Source organism: Actinoallomurus iriomotensis, assembly GCF_030269445.1.
GTDB classification, from domain to species: domain Bacteria; phylum Actinomycetota; class Actinomycetes; order Streptosporangiales; family Streptosporangiaceae; genus Actinoallomurus; species Actinoallomurus iriomotensis.
Genome location: NZ_BSTJ01000015.1, coordinates 165,274 through 185,312 on the forward strand (window position 1 = coordinate 165,274; position 20,039 = coordinate 185,312).

11 protein-coding genes and 1 pseudogene are annotated in these 20,039 nt (G+C 70.8%); 6 read left to right on the plus strand and 6 right to left on the minus strand.

Annotated features, from left to right (window positions below; genetic code table 11):
- Nucleotides 1-4: 4 nt before the first annotated feature.
- Entirely contained in the window at nt 5-1,243 is a 1,239-nt protein-coding gene (locus tag QSK37_RS44340; RefSeq protein ID WP_285633893.1) for an MFS transporter, read from the minus strand.
- Nucleotides 1,244-1,407: 164 nt separating this feature from the next.
- Here QSK37_RS44340 and QSK37_RS44345 point away from each other — a divergent pair, with 164 nt between their 5' ends.
- Entirely contained in the window at nt 1,408-2,211 is an 804-nt protein-coding gene (locus QSK37_RS44345; protein WP_285633894.1) for a class I SAM-dependent methyltransferase, read from the plus strand.
- A gap of 172 nt (nt 2,212-2,383) precedes the next feature.
- Here QSK37_RS44345 and QSK37_RS44350 read toward each other — a convergent pair.
- A pseudogene (locus tag QSK37_RS44350) lies at nt 2,384-3,808 on the minus strand (IS1182 family transposase).
- 222 nt (nt 3,809-4,030) lie between these two features.
- Here QSK37_RS44350 and QSK37_RS44355 point away from each other — a divergent pair.
- Nucleotides 4,031-4,789, plus strand: a complete 759-nt coding sequence (locus tag QSK37_RS44355; protein ID WP_285633895.1) for a hypothetical protein — start codon at nt 4,031-4,033, stop codon at nt 4,787-4,789.
- 78 nt (nt 4,790-4,867) lie between these two features.
- Here QSK37_RS44355 and QSK37_RS44360 read toward each other — a convergent pair whose 3' ends face one another.
- Complete coding sequence (locus tag QSK37_RS44360; protein WP_285633896.1) at nt 4,868-6,034, minus strand: ROK family transcriptional regulator; 1,167 nt, start codon at nt 6,032-6,034, stop codon at nt 4,868-4,870.
- Nucleotides 6,035-6,181: 147 nt separating this feature from the next.
- Between QSK37_RS44360 and QSK37_RS44365 the strand changes: the two genes are divergently transcribed.
- The 4 genes from QSK37_RS44365 to QSK37_RS44380 all read left to right on the plus strand — a co-directional run bounded on the left by QSK37_RS44365 (nt 6,182) and on the right by QSK37_RS44380 (nt 13,839).
- The gene (locus QSK37_RS44365) at nt 6,182-9,484 is read left to right on the plus strand and encodes a glycoside hydrolase family 97 N-terminal domain-containing protein (RefSeq protein WP_285633897.1); all 3,303 of its coding nucleotides are present in this window, start codon (nt 6,182-6,184) and stop codon (nt 9,482-9,484) included.
- A 370-nt stretch (nt 9,485-9,854) separates the two neighbouring features.
- Nucleotides 9,855-10,670, plus strand: coding sequence for a hypothetical protein (locus QSK37_RS44370; RefSeq protein WP_285633898.1), 816 nt, complete (start codon nt 9,855-9,857; stop codon nt 10,668-10,670).
- Nucleotides 10,667-11,587: a hypothetical protein gene (locus tag QSK37_RS44375; protein ID WP_285633899.1), complete on the plus strand. Its 921-nt coding sequence runs from the start codon at nt 10,667-10,669 to the stop codon at nt 11,585-11,587. The genes QSK37_RS44370 and QSK37_RS44375 overlap by 4 nt, the downstream gene beginning before the upstream one ends.
- Nucleotides 11,588-11,691: 104 nt before the next feature.
- Complete coding sequence (locus tag QSK37_RS44380; RefSeq protein WP_285633900.1) at nt 11,692-13,839, plus strand: hypothetical protein; 2,148 nt, start codon at nt 11,692-11,694, stop codon at nt 13,837-13,839.
- Between the two features lie 1,142 nt (nt 13,840-14,981).
- Here the strand turns inward: QSK37_RS44380 and QSK37_RS44385 are convergent.
- From QSK37_RS44385 to QSK37_RS44395, 3 genes are read right to left on the minus strand one after another with little or no spacing between them, the layout of a single operon-like run.
- Nucleotides 14,982-16,028 carry a hypothetical protein gene (locus tag QSK37_RS44385; RefSeq protein WP_285633901.1) on the minus strand — a complete coding sequence of 349 codons (1,047 nt, stop codon included), beginning with the start codon at nt 16,026-16,028 and terminating at the stop codon, nt 14,982-14,984.
- A 32-nt stretch (nt 16,029-16,060) separates the two neighbouring features.
- A complete protein-coding gene (gene fxsT / locus QSK37_RS44390) occupies nt 16,061-19,744 on the minus strand; it encodes an FxSxx-COOH system tetratricopeptide repeat protein (RefSeq protein ID WP_285633902.1) in 3,684 nt (1,227 codons plus the stop codon).
- Nucleotides 19,741-19,959 carry a hypothetical protein gene (locus QSK37_RS44395; RefSeq protein WP_285633903.1) on the minus strand — a complete coding sequence of 73 codons (219 nt, stop codon included), beginning with the start codon at nt 19,957-19,959 and terminating at the stop codon, nt 19,741-19,743. Before QSK37_RS44395 ends, fxsT begins: the two co-directional genes overlap by 4 nt.
- Between the last annotated feature and the right edge of the window lie 80 nt (nt 19,960-20,039).

Here is a 20,039-nt window from a genome sequence, read left to right on the forward strand (position 1 = left end):
GAATCTAACCCACGGGCTCCTCCACGCTCGGCGTCGCGCGGCGCGTCCGCGTGCCGGTGGTGGCGAACGGCGAGTAGTGCGGCACCCAGCGCAGCAGGGCGATCGCGGCCAGGACGCCGACCACGCCCATCGTCTCGATCCCGGCGGCGAGACTGCCGAGCCCGGCGGCGGCCGAGACGACCAGCGGCCCGGCGGCCGTACCGGAGTCCGAGCACAGCCGCCACACGCCGAGGAACTGCGAGCGGGTCCGCGGCGGCGCGACGTCGGCGCCGAGGGTCATCAGGAGCCCGCTGCCGATGCCGTTGCCGAACCCCATGAGCATGGCGACCACCGCCAGCGTCACCAGTCCGTGGGTGAGCGGCAGCACGGCCTGGGTCGCCCCGAGGACCAGCATCGACGGGATCGCGATCCACAGGCGGCCCGCGCTGTCCATCACCTTGCCCGACGGGTAGAAGGTCATGGTGTCCACGAGCCCGGCCAGCCCGAAGACGACGCTCGTCGTGGACGGGCTCAGGCCGAGGTGGTCGGCCCACAGCGGCAGGACCGTCTGCCGGGTGGCGCGCACGGAGGCCACGAGCAGCACGGCCAGCCCGAGCGTCAGGAAGACCCGCCGGTGCCGCACCACGACCGAGCGTACGGACACCGGGTCGCGCCGCGGCCCGTGCGCCGTCGCGGGGCCGGCCACGTCGGGCACGAGGAGCACGACGAGCCCGGCCGCGATCGCGCAGGCCAGCGCCAGCCAGTAGATGTCGCGCACCGGACGGCCGTGCACCACCGCGGCGCCGATGAACGGCCCGGCGAACGCGCCGACGCGCGTCATGCCGCCCAGCGTGGACAGCGCCCGCGCGCGCAGTCGCTCGGGTACGACCTCGGTGAGGTACGCCTGCCGGGCGAGGATGAAGACGGCGTTGGTGGCCCCGGTGGCGGCGACGCCGACCGCCAGTTGCCAGAGCGTGTCGGCCAGGGCGCAGCCGAGCAGGGTGACGATGGCGACCCCGGCGGCGATGAGCATCGCCCGGCGGTCGCCCACGCGGGCGGCGAGCGCCCCGGCGGGCACGTCCCCCAGGATCTGGCCCACGCCCAGCAGCGCGAGCACCAGCCCGGCCATCCCCACGGAGGCGCCGAGACCCCGCCCGCTCAACGCGATCATCGGGATGAGCGCGCCCATGCCGATCTCGAAGATGAGCGTCGGGAGGAACACCGCCGGTGCGACCCTGAGCAGGGAGACCGGTCGGGAACTCACCTGGCGGGGCCTCGCTTCTCTCTCACCGGTCGGGCGGCACGGCACTGCCCTGACATGCTATTACGCGGCTCCTGACCAGATGCGGACGGTCCCGGTCAGGACGGCATCGGTCCACGCGCGTGATGATCGGCGTGCGAGACGACCATCCTCGATAATCGACGACCGTGGATGCCGATCATGCGGCCGCGGACGAACTGCGGCGCCTGCGCGGCGGGTTCGACGCGGCGGCCGAGGACTACCAGCGCACCCGGCCGGTCTGCCCGCCTCGGCTGTTCGACGACCTGGTCGAGCAGGCCGGGCTCGAACCGGGAGACCGGGTCGTCGAGATCGGCTGCGGCACGGGGCAGGCGACCGTGCCGCTCGCCCGGCGCGGACTGGCCGTCACCGCCGTCGAGCCGGGCACCGAACTGGCGGCCGTCGCCCGGCGGCGCCTGGCCGGGTTCCCCGCCACCGAAGTGGTGACCTCCTCGTTCGAGGACTGGCGGCCGGGAGGCGCCCCGGTCGACGCGGTCGTGGCCGTCAACTCCCTGCACTGGGTCGACCCGGCACTTCGCTACGCCAAGCCCCACGACCTGCTGCGTCCAGGGGGCGCCCTGGCCGTCGCGGGCTGCCTGTGGGCACGGCCCACGGACGCCGACCCCTTCTGGACGGAGGTGCAGGAGGACTACCAGGCCGTGGGTTTCGAGGGCGACCCGCCGCCGCCACCGGAGCGGATCGGCCCGCGCCACCTCCCGCCGGAGGCGGAGCGCCTCTTCGAAGAGGTGGCGAGCCTGCGCTACCCCTTCGAGGTCGTCTACCGCGCCGACGACTACGTCGCCAATCTCGCCACCCAGTCGGGCACGAACGCACTCGGCGAACCCCGCCGCACCGAGTTCCTGACCCGCGTACGGCACCGCCTGGAGTCGCTCGGCGATCCACATCTGACCGCGACGTTCGTCGGCCTGCTGACCGTCGGACGCCGGAGGTGACCGGGGAGGCGCGGGCTAGGAGCGTGGGTCGGTAACGGACAAGCCGCCGAGCGGTCGTGATCGACTGTCCGGCCGTTCGGGGTCTTGTGGTGGTGACGGGGCGGGTCCAGGGCGGCAGCGACAATGTCCGGTGTTGTCCCAGGGGCGGGTGGCAGTCCTGCCGCCGGGGCCGTCAGGCTCGGGCTGCGGGCAGCCCGGCGGTTCCGGCGTGCCGGAAGATCTTGCGGAGGTTGTGGCAGGCGGCCAGTAGCCGCCATTCGCCGCGGGCTCCGGCCTCGCCGCGCAGCAGGAGTTCCCGGCCGTCCTGGCAGGTCATGATCTGGCCGAATACGGGTTCGACGATGGCTTTTCGGCGGGCATAGGCGGCCCGTCCGGGTTTGGTCCGCAGCTTGCGGGCCATGCGCTCCTTCGGTGCCGCGTCGGTCGGGATGCGTCCGCGCGGTGCCGCCGGGACCTGCTGGTCGTGGGCGAGGCGGCCGGTGGCCATAAGGTGTCGGTGCCGTGCTCGGCCTTGCGCGCAGCGGCGGCTTGAAGGTTTGCCTCGGAGCAGTACCCTGCGTCGACCAGGGCCTGACGTGCATGGATGCCGGTGTTGGTGGCGGACTGGTCCAGCATCGTCGTGTAGTTCAGCGCGTCCGACGGGTTCGTGGTGACGTCGGCGGCGGTGATGATCTGGTGGGCGTCGTCCACGACGGCTTGGGCGTTGTAGGCCTGGATGTAGGCGCCGTCGCCATTTTCATGATCCGCGACTGCGGGTCGGTGAAGTTGGCCTGGGCCTTGTCCTTCGGGCGGGCCGTAGCCTGCGCCTGGCGGCCGGCGGCCTCGACAGCCCCAGGGTCGTCGTCGCCGGACCGGTCCTGACGGCGGCGTTCTTTGTCCTCGGCGTGTTTGCGCGCCTTGGCGGCGGCCTCGGCCTCGATCTGCGCGCGAGCGGCCTGCAACCTGGCCAGGCGCTTCTCCCGCCGGTCCAGCTCGGCCGACAGGTCGGCGTCCTTGCCGTTCACGCCGAAGCGCTCGTCCTCGGCGGCGTCGACGGCTGCGGCGTCGGCCAGCAGCGCAGCGGCGGCGGCTTCGAGCTGGGCGATCTCGGCTTCGACGCGTTCCTCCTTGTCCACCAACCGGACGTAGCTCATCGCCTTGTGCTTGGAGGCGGCCGCTTCCAACTTGGTGCCGTCCAGCGCGGCCCGGCCCATCTTCACCATGCCCAGCTTCTGCGCCAGGTGCAGCGACTGGGTGAAGATCCCGGCCAGGACTCCAGATGCCGGGCGCGGAACCGGGATATCGACGGGTAGTCCGGGTCGGCCCCAGCGGCCAGGTAGCGGAACGCCACGTCGTCTATGCACTTGCGCTCTATCGCCCGCGACGAGCGCACCCCGGTGGTGTAGCCGTAGATCAGCAGCCGTACCATCAGCCGCGGGTCATACGGCGGGAATCCGCGCTTCTCGGTGTAGGCCGCCAGGACCGGACCGAGGTTCAGGACCTCGTCGACCAGCTCGGCCACGAACCGGGCCAGATGCCCTTCGGGCAGCCATTCATCAAGCGACGGCGGCAGCAACAGCATCTGATCCGGTGCAAGCGCCCGGAACGTCTTCTTCACCGGCGGCGCGGCCCTCGGCTCCACTCCCGCCGGATCCACCTCGAACAGGCCATCCCCGCCAGACATAACAAGATCTTCTTATGCAAAAGATCGCACGAACGGCTGGTGGGGTTGGCGTGCCGACCAACGCTCGTAGCTTCCTAGGCGCCCGATCTACGACAGCAATCGGCGACCGTGAAAAGGTAGGTTGTGCCCGCTGACGCCTGTGCGAGGCTTGCCCGCGTGACGACCTACTACTGGGACTCGGTTTCCCTCGACGCGTCGGAGTTGGAGGCCGCCCGCGCGGAGTTGGTGAAGTCCTCCAGCGGCGCCGCGTTCGTCGACGCCTTCCTCAAGCTCCTGCGAAGCGGGCAGCGGGTGCCCGTCAGCGTCGCCCTCGCGCGGTTCCAGTATGCGGAGGCTGAAAGCAGGTGGGGCGGCGGCAATCCATGCGAGCCGTACGAAGCGGAGATCCTGGAGCGGGCCCGCTGGGTCCTGCGGCAGCCTCCGCTGACGGCCGCGGAAAGCGGCGCCGGGAGAGACGGGGCCGATCACGCCAGTGCGCTGCTGGCCATGACGAATCTGGCGCAGCCGGAGGACGCCGAGCTCATCGCCGACGTGATGGAACGGACAACCGACCCCGAGGTGCTGTCGAACGCGAGCGGCGCGGCGACGAAGCCGCTCGAACAGGCCGACACGCCGAACCCCAGGCTGATCCAAGTCATCGGCCGCATCGCCATGGACGACTCGCGGGACGTCCGAACCCGGGCCGAAGTGATGGAGACGCTGAGGTTCGCGCAATGTGCCGAAGGCGCCGAGATCGTCATGCGGCTCACCGAGTCCGACGATATCCAGCTTCAAGTCAGCGCCGCATCGGTCCTCGCCGCGGCCCATCTGGCGACCCACCGTGAGGTGGTGGAACGCCTCATGGCTGCGTGGCCGCAGGACACGCCTGGCGCATACTACCCGCGCATGTTGCTGGATGAAGCCGACGAGGAGTAGGGCCGGGCAGGGTACGACCCCGGAGCCATGGACCGCCAAGCCACTCTTCAGCGGGGTCGGCATTACTGACCCACGCTCCTAGGCGGCGGACTCCGTGGCGGCGAGGGTCAGCGCTCCGATCAGGCCCGCTCGGGGGCCCAGCGAGGAGGTGCGGACCTGGACGCGGTCGCTGATCGCGGGCTGGGCGAAGCGGCGCAGGGACTCGCGGATCCCTTCCAGGAGAGCGTCGCCCGCGGTGGCGAGTTCGCCGCCGATGATGAGCATCGCGGGGTCCAGGGCGTTGCACAGGTCGGACAGGACCCGTCCGATCCGGCGTCCCGCATCGGTGATGATCCGGGCCGCGACCGGGTTGCCGGCCAGGGCGGCCAGGGAGAGGTCGTCGGGCCATTCGGTTCGTTCGGGAAGCGGCAGGCCCGCCGCGACGAGTTGCCGCCACACCTCGCCGATCGACACCACCGACTCGAGGCAGCCGCGCTGCCCGCACCGGCACTGCGCACCGCCCTCCTGGATCAGCGTGTGCCCGATCTCCCCCGACGCGCCGTACGCTCCGGTGTAGCGCCGGCCCGCGAGGATCAGCCCGGCCCCGATGCCGTGGGAGGCCTTGACGTAGATCAGGTCGGACGCGTTCCGCCCGGTCCCGTGGGTGTGCTCGGCCAGCGCGGCGAGCTCGGCGTCGTTGGCGATCAGCACCTCGCCGCCGAGGCGGGCGGTCAGCTCCTGCCGGGGACGGACTCCGGTCCAGCCCGCGAGGATCGTGGCCGACTGGATCCGGCCGGTCGCCTGGTTGACCGGTCCCGGGATCCCCGCCGCCGTCCGCAGCACCGAGCCGGCCGGGACTCCCGTCCGGTCCAGGAGGTCGGCGACCAGGACCGCCGCCTGGTCGAGCGCGTTGCCGGCCGAGGCCTCCACGTCGAGGCGCATCCTGGCCTCGGCGACGATCTCCTGCGTGGTCGTGGCGAGCGCCGCCGCGATGTGCGTGTGCCCGAAGTCGATCCCGACGAGGTGTCCCGGCGGGCGGCGGGGGGACAGCCGCGACGACGGCCGGCCGCGTCCCGTCTGGCCGTCGGCCGCGTGTTCCCGCACCAGCCCTTCGGCCAGCAGCCCCCGGACGATCCCCGCGACCGTGCTCGGCGCGAGCCCGGTCCGGCGGCTCAGCTCCTGCCGGGTCGCGGGGAAGGACTGGTTCAGCGCGTCGAGGATCGTGCGCCTGCTGCGTTCGATCCGCTGGTTCGGTGGGGTGGCCACGGGCCGAGCGTACCTAATTACGATGCTTAGCACCCTAATTAGGTTGTATTAAGAATATTGACCAGAGTCTTTCCGTGTATCTACGATCACGAAGCTTGTCGTGGAGTGTTCTCCGCCACTCCACCCCCTCCACACGAAGAGGCATGTATGAAGCGTGATGGCACGGAGTGGCGAAGAAGACGGGTGGGACTGCTCGCGATGACGGCGGCCCTCCTGGTCTCAGGAGGAGTCGTGGCGCCTCAGGTGCAGGCCCAGACCCGGGCCGAGAAGCCCGCCGCGCCCAGCGGTCTCGTCGAGGTCGCCGGGAAGGGCGCTCAGGTCGTCGACTCGCCGGACGGCGACCTGCGGGTCGCGGTCACCTCCGACGGCGGACGTCTCACGTACAGCGTGAGGAAGCGCGACAGGGTCCTCGTCGGCGCCTCCGGACTCGGCGTGGATCTGGCGGGACGCCCCAGCCTCACCCAGGGCATGTCGATCAAGTCCGTCGAACGACACACGATCGACGAGACGTGGAAGCCCGTATGGGGAACCTCCAGCACGGTCCGGAACCACGCGCGCGAGCTCACCGTCCACGCGGTCCAGGCCGGCACCGGGTTCGAGCTCGACCTGGTGTTCCGGGTCTTCGACGACGGGGTCGGCTTCCGTTACCACTTCCCCGGCCAGCCCGGGTTGGGCGCCTACACCGTCACCGCCGAGCAGACCGAGTTCGCTCTGGATCCCGGCGCGAGGAGCTGGTCGATCGCCGCGGGCACGACCTGGAGCGCCGACGAGCAGCACTATCGCGACCTGCCCCTGTCCGCTGTCGCCACGGCCCAGACGCCCATCACCGCCTCACCCGCCGCCGACGCCTATGTGGTGGTGCACGAGGCCGACCTGACCGACTACCCCAGCATGACGCTGAAAGCGGTGCCGGGGCAGCCCGGCCGGTTCTCCAGCGACCTGATCTCCCTCCCCGACGGCACCAAGGCCAAGCTGAACGGCGAGTTCGCCACGCCCTGGCGCACCCTGACCGTGGGCGACCGACCCGGCGACCTGGGTGAGTCCCATCTGACCGAGAACCTCAACGACCCGTGCGCGATCTGCGACGACACGTCCTGGATCAAGCCCGCGACGTACACGGGCGTCTGGTGGGAACTCCAGCGGCGGGAGACCACCTGGAACGCCGGGCCCAAGCACGGCGCGACCACCGCGCGGGTCAAGCAGTACATCGACCTGGCCAAGCAGGCGGGTGCCAAATTCGTCCTCGCCGAGGGCTGGAACACCAACTCCGGCGGAGCCTGGACGGGCCAGGACTTCCTGACCCCGCAGGCCGACTTCGACCTTCCCGAGGTGCTCCGGTACGCCAAGGCCAACGGCGTGGGGTTCATCGCGCACAACGAGACCCGGGGCGATGTCGACTACTACGACCAGAACATGGAGAAGATCTTCTCCCGGTACGAGGAACTCGGCATTCACGGGATCAAGACCGGCTACGCCACCAAGTTCGTGCTCGGCGGGGTCAACCGCAGCCACTACGACCAGGAGGCCGTCCGCCACTTCCAGCGGGTGATCGACACGGCGGCCCGGCACCACATCATGGTCGACGCCCATGAGGCGATCAAACCCACCGGCCTGGCGCGCACCTACCCGAACATGATGACGGGTGAAGGCGTCGCGGGCATGGAGCAGCAGAACTACATGGGCGTCAACGGCAACCCGCCCGCGCAGGCCACGATTCTCCCATTCACCCGGTACATGGGAGGGCCCGCCGACTACACGCCCGGCGTCCTGAACGTCACCTGGGACCCGGCCCACCTCGGGACCCGCGTCCAGACCACCTCGGCCGCGCAGCTCGCGCTGTACCCGACGTTCTTCAGCCCCCTGCAGATGCTCGCCGACACCCCCGAGAACTACGCCGCCCACCCCGGCTTCGCCTTCCTCAAGGACATGCCCACCACCTGGGACGAGACCCGCGTCCTGGACAGCGCCATCGGGGACTACACGACGACGGCCCGGCGGAAGGGCGACACCTGGTACCTCGGCGCGATCACCGACGAGAACGACCGGACCCTCCAGGTGCCGCTGTCCTTCCTCTCGCACGGCACCTTCGTGGCGGAGATCTACGCCGATGCCCAGGAGACCACCTGGAAGGGCGACCCGCTGCCCGTCGAGATCCGCAGGACGCTGGTCAAACCGTCCACCCGGTTGTCCATGTCGCTGGTCGCCGCCGGCGGCCAGGCGGTCAAGCTCAGGCCCGCGACCGCCGCGGATCTGGCGGACCTGCCCTGGTACGCCGCGCCGCGTGCCGGTTACGGCACCACCCAGGCCGTACTGGACCCGGCCACCCAGCAGCTGACCGTGAAGGTCCCGCTCACCAACGGCGGCAGCACCGTGGCCGCGTTCGAGGCCCAGGTGTTCCTCGACGGCCGCCCCGCCGGCGAGGCGCGGCGCGTCCGCGTCGCGGGCGGCGGAACCCGGACCGTCGAGTGGACGCTCCCCGCCGCGGAGGTGCCGGACCGGGACTTCCGGGTCGCGGTGGGCGCGCCCGGCGGCGAACACGGCAAGCCGGTGCCGGTGGAACAGACCCGTTCGGTGCTCGACCTCGTCCGGGAACTGCACAAGTCCGGCGAAGTGACGTCGTCCGCGCTGGCGCGCCTTCAGCCCGCGATCAACAGGGCCGAGACCACGCTCCGCCAGGGCGACCCGACGGGCCGTCTCCTGGCCCTCCAGGACGTACGGCTCGCCCTCTACGACCTGCCCCTCACCGACGTGACCGCGCCGGCCCGTACCGCCATCGACTACCGGCTCGCCCCTCGGCTCGGCGCACCGCAGGGGCTCTTCTCTCTCGCGTTGAAGGTGCGGCAGGCCACCGACACGGGGGCCGTCGACTCCGCGCTGTCCGGCAGGCTCGCCTCCGAGGTCAAGGCCGCCGTCGCGGCGGCGGTCGCGAAGAACCCCGGGGACATGCGGGAGGCCCTGGGCCGGTTCACGACCCTGGTCGAGGCCGGACCGGTCACCCCGGACGCCGCGGCCGACCTGCTGGCCGCCGGCCGGATGCTCGCCACCGCGCCCCGTACGATCGAGGCGGAGTCCGCCCAGCTCCTCGGCGCGGCGTGCCGGCGCACCGACCACACCGGCTACACCGGTACGGGCTTCGTGGCCTGCCTGAAGACCAAGGACAGCGGCGTACGGTTCACCGCCCCGGTCCCCGCCGACGGCGTCTACACCGTCCGCCTCCGCTACGCCAATGCCATGGGCGCGACCCAGACCATGTCCCTCACCAGCGGCACGCGAACCGTCCAACTCGGGCTGCCGAACCTGGCCACCTGGGACGTCTGGTCGGACCACCAGGTCAGCCTCCCCCTGAGCCAGGCCGCCCCGCTGAACTTCGTGTTCGGCCCGAACGACGACGGCAACGTCAACCTCGACTCCATCACCCTCGAACCCGACCCAGGCGTCATCCGCCGGTAGCCATGCCGGTCATGCGGTAGCGCCGCCGTCCCGGGTGCCGGTAGATCTCCACGAGATCTACCGGCACCCGGCTTCGTGGTCAGGCGCCGAGGTGCCGCGCGGCGGAGTGGATCCTCATGGCGGGCGCCGGACGCCCAGCGCACGCCATTCCCACCCTCATTAAGGACATGCCGAAATCGACATTTAATTACACGCGGCGAGTCCGGTCCTCATGAGCTCCATGCGTCCAACCGAGGGACGCCCGCCTATTGCGAATAGCGGCAGCGGCAAAACCCCGACCGGGGATCCGATGGAGATTCCGTTAAGCTTCTTATCTCTCCGCTTCTTCGACGTTATCGTGGTTTGGGGTCGGCAAAGGGGGAGTCCTCACATGTTGCGGCAGACCAGGTGGTTGACGGTCGCCGCGCTGCTGGGAGCCGCGGTCTGCGGCCCGGCCGTCTCCCCCGCCCACGCCGATCCCGCCGGAGACGCCCAGACGCTTTACTGCGCGAAACCGGGAAACAAGCGTCCGCTTGTGGACACCGCGGTGGCGCTGGGCCTGGCCGGCCGGGGAACTCATGACAAGCCGCTTAAGGTCAACGGCCGCGATTACGCGGTCAAGGACTGGCGGCAGGCCTTCCCCCTCGATTTCGGCCGTGCCTGTGCCGCGCTCGTCGCGGTCCGGAAATTGCCGGAGACCTCGAGCGGCTGGACCGGCGAGCTGGTCAAGACGGTGATCGGGCTGATCCCCGTCGGGGTCGGCGCGCTGCTCGCGCTCGGCTCCGGCATGCTGACCACACGGAAGGCGAGCGCGGAGAGGGCGGCGGGAGAGCTGCACGCCGCGGCGACGGCCTACGAGCGGGCCTGCCGCGACTGCCTGATCGGCTGGCGCCGAGGCCAGGGGCGGTCGCTCGAAGCGGCCATGGACGCACCGCTCAGCGGGCTGCTGGCCGACCTCCAGCGCCGCAAGAGCCGTCATCCCCGATGGAGACTCGAACGGCTGATCACGGCGATCAGAATCCTCGACCGGGACATCCGCGAGGCCGACTGGCCGACCGAGCCCGCGCGGCTGAGACAGGACGCGCAGCGGCTCCTGGACCGGCTGGAGGCACGGCACGCCGACGCCATGGAGGTCGTCTCCCGGCTGGACCGCCCCTGGCGGTGGTACGGCCCGGTGCGGACCGAGCACGACGAGACACCGCCATGAGCCACCCCGACGAGCGCGTCAATCCCTTCTGCCGGGACGAGGGGCACACCATGCCCAACCCGCCGCTGAAGTGCCTCCATCCCGAGAGCTGCACGTGCCACGTCGACGTCGACCATGCCGGCGAGAGCTACGAGCTCTTCCGGACCGCGCTGAACGGCGTCGGGACGCTCCAGCAGACCGGCCTTTTCGTCGCGGTGGGCGGCCCCACCGGCTGCGGCAAGACCTCGCTGGTCAACCGGTGCGCCGTCTGGGCCCAGCGACACCTGGAGGACAAGGGCGTCAAGACCCTTCCGCTCAACTTCAGCGGCCTCGAACGCGACGGGCAGACCATCGACCGGCGCGTCCGCAAGGTGGGCACCAGGATGTACCGGGCGGTCTCGCGCAACCAGCAGCTCGTCGAGGGCGACCTCCCGCAGATCGACTGGACGGCCGACCTGGAGGAGCTCACGTTCACGCTGAGCACGACCATGAAGCCCGAGACCGCTCTGATCGTCGTCGCCCCACCGGCCGAGCGGTCCTCCGAGGTCGCCGAATACTGGGCGGCGACGCAGCGGAAGATGCTGGTGTTCTCCGAATCGGCCGACGAAAGCCTCCAGCGACGCAAGAACGAATGGAAGATCAATGAAGTGGCGCAGCCGATCTACTTGAGGACCGGACCGCTACGACCAGGCGACGGCGCCGTCTTCCGCAATGCCAGAATCAATGTTCCGGGCCTGAAGAAAACCTTTCCCGATCTGGCACCCGACGCCATTGACGCACTCACTGGAGGTCAAGAGTTGTCCATCGGATTTGTGCAGACGTTGCTATGGAAGATCTACGAACATTATAAGAGTAATCCGTGGCCGACCGGAGATATAGTAACACTGGATGACTTGACGAGCTTCATAGCGGGCGAGCTGGAGGGGCGGGCGGGATAGTTGTGATGAATGCCCCTAATGCGCGCCAAGAACAGCTAATTGACGACAATCCCTTCCCTCGACCCTCAGCCGATCCCTGGGCGCTCGGCGTCGACGTGGTCAGCGTGCCGACGCCGGCGATCGACGAGGCGATGCGGCTGCTCGACGCCCACCTCGCCGAAGACGGCACCGAGGGTGTCGTGCTGGCGGTCTCCGGCGACTACGGCACCGGAAAGACCCACCTGGCGACCCAGTTACTCCGCAAGGTGCGCTCATCGCACGGCGACGACGCACGCTACGCCTATGTGGGCGCGCAGGAGGGCGGGTTTCACACTCTTTATCGCGGCAACTATCTTGCAACTTTCAATCGCGACGACGTGATCCGCCATATCCGCGAATATTACGCCCACATCGTGGCCGACTCGCTGGAGAATACCGGATTCCCTCCTGAGGTCACTCGTCGCCTGCGCGAGCTGGAGATCGATCCACAGCATTTCGTCACGCAGTTCAATCTGGCCGAGAGCACCTTCCTGCAACGACTCAACGCGGATCTGGCGAAGGTCACCCGGAATGAGGAGTACGGCACCGCCCTCATGCTCCTGCTCCGCAACGACCTGGCCGATCAGGTCTGGGAGTGGCTGCGAGGAGAGGAGCCCGATCCCCTGCTCCGCGAGCGGGGCATCACCAGCCGGATCGACGACGAGCCACGTGCGCTCGAGGCGATGGGCGTGCTGGCGCTCCTCTACCGCGGCCGCTCGCGCCACTTCGTCCTCGTCTTCGACGAACTGGAGAAGGTGCTTCCGAGTTCGAGCCGTCCCCCCGCGGAGACCATCGCGGCGTTCCGCGCGCTGACCGACCTCGCGACGCGCCAGGGGATCTTCCTCGTGCTCTGCGGCCTGCCGGAGTTCCTGGAGGCGATCGGCCAGAACAACGCCGAACACGCCATCACGGCGACGATCTCCACCGACGACGGCCTGTCGGCGGAACAGGTGCTCGACTACATCGACAAGAGCATGGCCGCCACGCGCTACGGGCCGGGGCTGGGTCCCTTCAGCGCGGAGATCATCCAGTTCATCTACCTGCTCACCGGGGGCAACGCTCGCCGGATCATCCAGATCTGCCAGTCGTGCTACCGCATGTCGCTCGACACCGGCCGGGTCGACCGATTGATGGTCCGCCGGGCGGCGAAAGGCAAGTCCGAGGTCGTCGACGAACGTACGGTCCGCAAGCAGATCGCCACCGAGCTGCAGAAACAGGCTCGCGAGTACCACACCGACCACCCGGTCGGCGGCGAGGACGGCCCCCGCGCCCCCTACTGGGTCCCCGTCTACGACACGGGGTGCGCGATCTTCCTCACCGACTCGGTCCTGGACGAGGCCGACGCCCAGCGGTTGATCGCCAACGCCAGGGCGGTCCGTACGACGGCTCCCCGCAGCAGGACCGCGCTCATCGTCAACGGCTTCCTGGCCGACCCGGTGCGCCGGGACCTGGAGGAGAGTTTCTCCGAGCCGCCTCTCATCTTCGCCAGGGAGCGGTTCTCCGAAGACTTCGAGTCGCTCCTGCGCCGGTTGACCGGGCCGCTGGAGGCCGCCGAGGGCGAGACGGCCGTGATCCGGGCCAACATCAGCCGGCTCGCGGCGGCGCAGACCAACGCGCAGCGCTATCTGGAGGAGCTCGCGCTCCAGGTCGAGTCGATGCGCGACACCACCGAACGCCAGTACGCCGCCCTGGCCCGCGATCTGCAGGACCTCGATCCGCGCCGCCGCCACCGGCCGCTGCCCGAGCACGTTGAAGTGATCTTCACGGAGGTGGTCACCGAACTGAAGGCGCTGACCGGCCTGGACGCCGCCCTCGGCGAGCTGTTCGGCGCCGAGTCGCCGGGGAGCGTGAGCGGCGTCCTGCTGCGGCTGCACAGCAGCGAGGCCGTGCGCACGGTCGGCGTCGCGAAGCTCACCGAGGCGTTGATCGCGGCCTTCCGTACCGCGGTCGAGGACTGGTACGGGCAGCTGGACGGTGCGACGCCCAGCGCGCGGCAGCTCGAACGGCTGGCCGTCTTCTGCCGCGCCTTCGACACGGTGCTGGAGGAGCTGCCGGTCTACCAGCTGAACACGCTCAACGACCTGCTCGCGCGACCCTCATCGCGGACCGCGGTCATCGAGCAACGCACCCGGTCTCGTCGGCAGGCCGACATGTACGTGCTGCTCAGCGAGCTCGGGCACCGCGTCCGGCAGGCCTTCTCGGCCACCGGCCCCGGCGGGCTCCACGGCCGCTGAGGGGACGAGCCGGGCGTACGCCGTGTTGCTCACGAGATAGAGCAGGTTGATGACCAGGATGGCGGGGGCGACCACGGCCACCGTCCCGGCGAACGCGGGTTCGAGGAGCAACGCCAGCACGATCGCCGTGATGCCGTTCTGCTGCGCCAGTGCCAGGTACACCATGTCGCCGCTGCTCTGCGAACGTGTCAGCGGAAGGCTGACGACCGCCTGGGCGCCGAACGCCGCGAGCCCCAGGACGAGCCCGGCTCCGGGCGAGATCCCGAGCGAGAGGATCAGGCCGAGCAGACCCGTGGCCAGGACGAAGGCGAGATCGACGGCCCGGTCCAGCAGCCGGCCGACGGCGCGCGGCCGGCCGGGGATGACCGGCCGCACCGCCAGGCCGACGAGGGCCACGGCCAGCACCCACACCTGCCAGATCGCGACGGCGACCGTGCCGGCGAGCAGGAGACAGGTGACCGCCAGCCGGGGCCACGGACGGAACCGCCGGACCCACCGGTAGGCCAGGAACACCGCGCCGGCCAGCAGCACGTTGCCCAGAAGGTCGAGGGCGAAGGACCCGGGTCCGCCGAGGTTCAGCGCGGCGGCCGACCCGCCGTGCCGCGCCGACAGCGCCAGCGCCCCGACATAGATCGTGAGGAGCGTCGTGACGGGGTCGTCGAAGGACGCCCACGCGAGGAGCAGGCCACGTCCGCGCGCGGAGAGCCGGGAGGAGCCGCCGAGGGCCACCACCGACAGCGGGTCGATCTGCGCCACGGCGATGCCGAGCACCAGCGAGCCGGGCCTGGGGAAGAACGCGAGCATGACGGCGCTGATCAACGCGGCTTTCAACAGGACGCCCACCGTGACGGCGAGCACGACCGTACGCAGGTCGCCGCGCAGGTGCTCGAGGTCGATGGCGTGCGTGCTGCCGTAGAGGCCCAGCGCGAGAAGCCCCGTCACCACCGCCGGGTAGTAACCGCTGTTGAGCAGCGCCCCGACATGTCCGAAGTATCCGCCTGCGAGAGCGCCTAATCCGACTATTACGAGCATTAACGCAAATCGCTTCGCCATGGCGCCGGACACTTCCCGCGAGCAGGGGACAAAGACAATGACGACGCTGTCGTTTCGAGTGTAGAATATTGTCAGACCGACGGCAATTGTTACTGTCCGAAACTCGCCCCGGCGCCGACAAGGCCGGCCACGAGTTCGCCCATTCTCCGGTCGGCCTGACTCACGCGCTTCTGGTTGACGGTCACCCCGACGAGGTAGTCGCGGGGGCCGAGGCGGTAGTAGTAGACGGCGCCCTGTTCGACGTCCAGCACGATGCGCAGCATCCGGCCGCGAACCGCCTGCCGGGCGAGTTGGCTCAGCTGCCGGGTGAACGTGACGAACCCCTCGGCCGTGCGCCGGTAGAGCGTCCGCATCGCCGGAGGCGGCAGATGCGCCGGCCGCAGCGCGACGACCTGCTCGTGGTCGAGGAGGTCCGCCTCCGCGACGATGTCTCCCGACCGGCAGTGCGCGAGGTAGACGAGTTCGTCCGGTCTGAGCAGGTCGGGCAGCCGGCCACCCAGCGTGGACAGCGGCGAGCTCCGTCGCTGGACCGCGGATCGGAAGGTCTCGTCGTTCGCCGGTTCGTCCGCCGACGGCGCGTTCGCCGCCGGCATGGTGCTCTTCCAGCCGCCGGGGTTCTGGGACGGGATCCCGAGCCGGTCGCGGAGCCCGTCGACGATGCCGCTGACGAACACATCGGCGTCGCGGACGAGACCGACCTGCGGCAACACCCGGGCCGTCCGGCCCTTCACGGCGGCGGCGGCTCCGAAGACGATCGCCAGGACGTAGTTCTTCGGCGTGACCGACATGCAGAACATGGCCCCGCGCTCCGCGTGCAGCACCATGCGGATCAGCCGGCCCGTCTCGAGGTCGTTCAGCTGCTGGTCCAGGGCGGTCATCATGAAGGCGAGCTGCTGCCCGGCCGCCTGGTAGAAGTGGCGCCGGTCCGGCGACGCGTCGGAGCCGGCCGAGAAGAGCTCCCCGTCGTCGAGCACGTCCACGGCGAACTCATAGACGCCGTGGTCGTACTTGGCCAGGTAGTGCGGACCTCCCTGCCGGCATACGTAGTCGTGAAAAGTGCTGACCGTAACCTGCTCGATGCTGCGGCTGCCCGTCCATTCATGGACACTCGCACGAGTTGTGCGAAGCTCCCCCATTGCCGCCTCCTTCGAAAACCCGCTTTTCCCCATCAGATGATTGGAATGTCCACATAAATGGCGGAAGTAATGCTCGCTTCGGTCAGGCCCTCAGCCGTCTCGAGCGCCGCGGCGGCGACCTCGGTATAGGGGTGTTCGTCCCCCAGATAGTCGAGCAGGTCCGCGGCGGTCGCCTCGTGCAGTCGCAGCGCCTCGTCGGCCCGGCCGAGACCCGTCAGCGCCCGTGCCTCGTGCAGCGCGGCCACCATCGCCCACGGATGCTGCTCGCCGAGCGCGGCGACGAGCCGCTGTCTCGCCTCCCGCACCGTCGCGAGGGTGTTCTCGGGCGCCTCCATCGTGCCCTCGAACAGGCCGAGGTCGAGCCGGCACAGCTGGACGAAGGGATGGCCGGGGCCGTACACGCCGACGAGGTCGTCGAGGAGCCGCCGGCCCAGCCGCGAGGCCCCCAGGTGATCGCCGGCCTCGTCGAGCTCGATCGCCAGGCTCAGCTCGGCGGCCAGGGTGCTGGGATGGCCGGCGCCCAGGACCGCGCGGAACCCGCGCACGGCCCTCCGGATCTTCTCGTCCGCGGCGTCCACCCCCCGCTGCCGGTCGACGATCGCGAGGCTCCTCAGCAGGTCCATCTCGCTGAGCCGGTCGGGCGTCTTCTGGTCACGCGCCTGGCCGAGGCTCATGACGAGCAGGCGCCGCGCCTCGTCCTTGCGCCCGTTCGCGAACTTGTAATCGCCGACCCGGCGGGCGATGCGCAACGCGATCGGGTCGGTCTCCCCGAACTCGGCCACCTGCTGCCGCCACGCGCGTACGGCCGTGTCCTCGGCGAGCTGGTGCTGTCCGGTGAGGAAGGCGGCCTCGGCGAGGTTGTTACGGGCGATGGTCGTGTCGCGGTGGCCGTCGCCGAGGAGCAGGCGGGTCTCCTCGTACACGCCCTCGATCTCGCCCAGCGCCTGGCCGAACTGTCCCAGGCCGCGCCGGTCTCCGGTGCGGCCGCGGCCCGCGGTCAGTGCCCAGTAGCGGCCCGCCGCGTCCGCTCCGCGCAGGATCGTCAGCGCCTGCTCGCTCGCCCGCAGGGCGTCGTCGAACCGGCCGAGGTCACGGCGGAGGTTGGCGACCTGGACGAGCAGGCGCCCCTTGAGCAGGTCGTCCGGCCAGGCCGGCAGCAGCTCCTCGACCATCGGGAGCATGAGGCTCCAGCTCCCCCGGTCGCCGGTGACGTACTGGAATCGCACCTGCTCGACGAGCCAGCGGCGAGCGTGGGCGTCGAGGCTCTCGGCGGCCCCGGACGGGCCCAGATGCCGGTGGAGCTCGGAGAACACCTCCCCGTGGAGGCTCACCGGGCCGTCGGCCTCGACGGGCACGATGTCCGCGAGGGCGCCGATCGTCTGCCCCTGCCGCTCGGCCGCCTGCTCCGGGGAGAGGCGGTCCCGGATGAGCTCCTGCACCCTCCGGTGCAGCAGGATCCGCGGGTCGCGGCTCCACTGGACGTCGGCCAGGCCGAAGCGCACGCAGAGCCGCAGCAGCTGGTCCAGCACCATGCTGTCGGCGGCGACGAGCTCGCCGGCCTCCGGACCGGCCGCGACGGCGAGCCGGTCGAGGAACGGCGCCGACGCCAAGAGCCGGTGGCTCGCGCCCTCGGGCGCGAGCCAGGCGCAGAGTTCGAGCAGCCGGGCCGCGAGGCACCCGAGCGGGCCGTCCTCCATCGACTCGAACGTCACGTCCAGGCAGGCCGCGGTCGGCTCCGTCCCGGGCGTCCTCATCCGCTGGGCGACGCGTGCCTTGAACTCCGCCACCGCCCACGCCGTCGCGCCGTCGGTGTCGAGCGCCCTGATGGCCAGCAGGTAGTCGACCGCCTCGCGGATCCACGCCGCCGCCAGCCTCAGCGCGAGCGGCAGGCCCTCGACGATGCCGACGACGGTCTCGGCGTGCTCGTCCGACAGCCCGTCGATCCGCTCGCGCAGGAAACGCCGTCCCGGGCCGGTGTCGACCGGCCCGAGGCGGTCGGCGGCGTCCCCGGCCGTACGGCTGGTGATGAGCACGTGGCCGGGACCGCCGGACGGGATGAGGTCCTCCAGCGCGGCCAGGTCGTCGGCGTCGTCGTAGACGAGCAGCCAGTTGTCCTGCCCGGAGGAGCGCAGCGCGGTGACGACGGCCGCCGCGGGGTCGCCCTCCGGGGCCACCCGCAGCCGCGCGGCCAGGGCGTTCAGGTCGAGCCGTGCGAGCTCCGGCGTGCGCGCCGAGACCCACCAGATGATCCCGTAGTCCTCGCCGAAGGCCCGGATGTAGTGCTCGACCATGGCGGTCTTGCCGATGCCCGGCGGGCCGCCGAGGACGTGCGGCTCGCAGCCGTCGACGTCGCGCATCAGCCGGTCGCGCAGCGCGGCCAGGTCTCCGTCGCGCCCGACGAACGGGCCGTCGTCGGGCAGGACGTGGTTGGCGACCGCGCCGTCCGGGGGCGGGTCGAGCGGATACGCGGGGACGAAGCCGACGGGCGGCGAGGGCAGGCCGCCGGCGACGAGGCCGAGCCGGCCTTGTAAGAGCCGGATCGCCTCGCGTTGCTCCCGGCCGGCGAGGTTCAGCGTGAGCGGCGTGTCCGGGAGCCGCTCGGCGACGTCGTCGGACACGCAGAGCACGAGGGCGGGGTCCGTGCCGTGCCGCGCGTCGGCGAGCGCCGGCAGCAGGTGGGCCGAGGCGATCACGACGACCCGGCCCGTGACCGGCTCGCCCTCCGCGGCCAGCGTGACGTCGGCGCCGAGGCCGCGCAGCTGCGCCTGGACCCAGTCGGCCCAGCGGCGGTCGGCCCGGTCGTGGACGACCGTGAACCGCTCGGTCTCGCGGGCTTCGTCCAGGCCGACGGCGATGCGGTAGTTCGCCCGCAGCGCGGCCGGCAGCTCGGCGTGACCGGTGACGACGCCGCCGGAGAGCCGCTCGGTCAGCCGGCCGTACGCCCGCACCACCTCGCTGTCCGGCTCCTCCGCCAGGGTCGCGAGGATGGAGCGGCCGGCCTGCCGGGACAGGAACGGGACGGTGAGGACCTCTTTGCCGGTGCCGGGCGGTGCCTCGAACAGCTGGGTGAGGAGGTCCGCGTCGACCTGGGCGATCTCCGGCCCGGTGGTGCGGGGACCGGCCCGCAGTGGCAGCAGGTCGATCCCGGCCGCGGCCTGCGCCTGGATCGCCTCGGCGAGGTTCGCCGCCTGAAGGGCGGCCAGGCGGCCCGGCCCGAAGGCCACGACGGCGACGTCGCTGCCCCGGGCGATGACGTCGATGATGTCGGCGTTCGGCTCGGTGGGCGCGTCGACGAGGATGTAGCCGTAGGGCAGGTCCTCCATCGCGTCGCGCAGCCGCTGGACGATGACGTCGATCGGTTCCGCCCAGGGCAGCCCCGGCAGCGACTCACCTCGCCCGGGGCCGAGGGGCGTGACCAGGTCGACCGGGCCGGCGTCTCCGGGAGGCTGGAACCGTTCGGGCCGCCACGTGCCGGGGTCCTGTCCGGTCAGCCGGTCGAGGAGCGCGCCGAGCGCGGCGACCTCGGGCGGCTCACCGACGCTGAAGGGCTTGAAGTAGCCGCGATCGGTGGGGCGCTCGCCGCTCCAGTCGACGACGAGGACGCGCTCACGCGCTCCGGCCAGGATCATGGCGGTGTTCGCGACGGCCGCGGTGCGGCCGAGCCCCCGCGCCGCCGAGGTGAACGTCACGCACCGGGTCGAGCGACGGCCGGTCACGCCGTGCCGCCTGCCCTCGTGCCGCGCTCCGTCCGGCGCGAGCCTTCGAGGACCGTGTCATTGATGAAACTGGCGTATCCCGGCGTGCCCTCGTCGCCCTCGCGGCGTCTCCGGGTCAGCGCCCAGCCCATGACCGACTCGTCCTGTTGTAGGTCCGGAGCCTCCAGATCGACCCCCGAGAGGTCCACCAGAGCCGGCTGCCCGTTTCCCCGCATGCCTCCACCGCCCGCGCCCAGAACCGACTTCTATAATAGACACCGCTTTTTACATGGTCCCCCACTAAAGTGGTTTGTAA